The sequence below is a fragment of the Citrobacter sp. S55_ASV_140 genome (genome assembly GCF_018919505.1).
In the GTDB taxonomy this organism is placed as follows: domain Bacteria; phylum Pseudomonadota; class Gammaproteobacteria; order Enterobacterales; family Enterobacteriaceae; genus Citrobacter; species Citrobacter werkmanii.
In genome coordinates, this window is record NZ_JAHLQZ010000354.1 from 1 (window position 1) to 2,039 (window position 2,039).

Genomic DNA, 2,039 nt, shown 5'->3' on the forward strand with positions numbered 1-2,039 from the left:
ATCCGGCAGACCGTAGTCGGGCAAATGTTTGAGGCTACCGGCACGAGTATTCAAAATCCGCTGCATATTATCGAGGACGGACAAAATGACCTGCGTGTTTTCACTCACTGCGTGCAAAGGAAAACCACCGGAAAAATTACCCAGCAAGATGTCATAAAGAGAAGGCCGTTTAGTCATTACTCGTCCTCCTGCGTCAGGAGAATCAGAGCCTGAGAATTTAATTCAATCACTCGCGCCTTATCAGGATCGAGATCTTCACGACCTAATACTACACGCCATGAATCCTCAGACTGATCGGGAGAAATGAACATTCCCGCCACGCCAACATATTGCGCTTCCTTTTCGAGTGGAATATCGACTGTTACGCTTTCACCAGGACGTACCCGAATATCTTTCTGAGCCAATAAATCTGCTTTCACCGCCGTGCTGTCTTGCGCAAATAAAGACTGATAGTTTGCCGAATCAAATGCTTTACGATCTCTGAGTTGGTAAATACGGACGACAGTTGAAAGCGCGATACCCTGCGCATTTTTATTAGCGGCTTCTCTGGCGGAAAGATCCAAATGCAATGTTTTAATTTCCTTATAAAAAATTGACTTCGTTAATGACACTGCGCCTTCAGATACTTTTTGTGTCAGACCACATCCGGTTACCAGACTGGTCATTGCGGTTATTACGGCAAAATTAATAGCGATAATCGCCAGTCTCATCGGCTTCCCTCCGCTGATCGTGTTGACTAAGGCTCTGCCAAAGCCCAAGTGTAATCGTTATGAGTTGATTCTTCGTTTCCGGATTATCCAGACGCATTACAGCCGTTCGGCCGAGCTGTACTGCGCGTTCACTTTTATTACTGGTAAGTTGAGCATCCGGAAGCGCCGAGCGAGGAATCCGTAATTGCAGCCTCGCACTCACTCTGGCACCTAAATAAACGTGCATCAGCGCGAGAAAATCATGGTAAAGCTGACCACCGGGTAACCAGCCACGAACCTCATCGGGAGCATCCGTTGTCAGAGTAATTAGCACCTGGCTGTTAATATCTACGGCGCTATGCCCCATCACCGGACGAGAATGAAGGCTAACGGGTTGCCGTGTACTCATTTTTAACGCCTTATCCAGCAGGATTAAGCGTTTATCATGAGGGGTCACGGTGATATTTGTTGTTGGCGATAATAAAGAAACCAGCGCGGATATTCCTTCCGCCGTGCGAGTTGGCATTCTCATTATTCCTAACAGCGCCAAAAAACGCGATAACGGGGTCTCGGTTTGTTTACCACATCCCGGAATCCCCAACCCGGTTAGCCCCAGTAAATATTGCGACGTTTCATCTGTACCGCCCGGGCGAAAGGTCGCTGGATAGCTATATTTACGCCAGACTCGATAAAACTGCGTAATTAAGCGGTGATTAAAAATATCCAGAAACTCAGCGGCTACGTCTGAGCCTTCCTGACGCTGGGCGATATCATCCTGATAGGTTGTCGGCAGCGGCGATTCCACACCATACAACCCCATAAAAGTGACCCGAACCGTTGGCGGCAGTATGGGTTGTTGCGGATCATATACTGCACTTTTTAGTTCCCCCGCCGGGAAGCCCATTCCCGGATGAGGGCGAAAACGAACGGCATCGAAGCGCGGGCTTTGTTGGCTTCCGGGACAGGGTGCTTGTGGCCCCCACTGTTCCAGCAACTGGCAGAAACGATAAAAATTGGTACGGGGCAGGTTTTCACCAAGGCTATTTAGCAGCCGGGTAGCCGCTGATTGTGATTCTCTTTCCATCGCAAGCTTTTCCCTGCCGGCTGTATGATTAAAGTAAGCTGATTAAACAAATGAATATCCGCATACAATGCAAAAAAGCGGTTAAGCATTTCTCCAAACAGATGAATATCGCCCTCACCGGTAAATCCGTTCTCATCAAGCGTTATTTCGATGTCCACCCCTCGTAGTAGAAATCCTTTTTCAAAGCGCTGTATTTCATGTTGTTGAACATCCATGATCGCATCCAGACGACGATAATTAAGCTCATCATCCTGCCAGTTATAGAG

General features: G+C 48.0%; 3 protein-coding genes and 1 pseudogene. All 4 read right to left on the reverse strand.

Going from position 1 to position 2,039, the window contains the following annotated elements:
• Nucleotides 1–177, reverse strand: a pseudogene (locus KQJ18_RS24775) (type VI secretion system baseplate subunit TssE); the annotation flags it as partial.
• Nucleotides 177–710 carry a type VI secretion system lipoprotein TssJ gene (gene tssJ / locus KQJ18_RS23660; RefSeq protein ID WP_216422909.1) on the reverse strand — a complete coding sequence of 178 codons (534 nt, stop codon included), beginning with the start codon at nucleotides 708–710 and terminating at the stop codon, nucleotides 177–179. The pseudogene KQJ18_RS24775 and the gene tssJ, both read right to left, overlap by 1 nt.
• Nucleotides 685–1,773: a type VI secretion system baseplate subunit TssG gene (gene tssG / locus KQJ18_RS23665; protein WP_216422911.1), complete on the reverse strand. Its 1,089-nt coding sequence runs from the start codon at nucleotides 1,771–1,773 to the stop codon at nucleotides 685–687. Before tssG ends, tssJ begins: the two co-directional genes overlap by 26 nt.
• The coding region (locus tag KQJ18_RS23670) for a type VI secretion system baseplate subunit TssF (protein WP_216422913.1) at nucleotides 1,734–2,039 on the reverse strand (306 nt) is incomplete at its 5' end. The genes tssG and KQJ18_RS23670, both read right to left, overlap by 40 nt.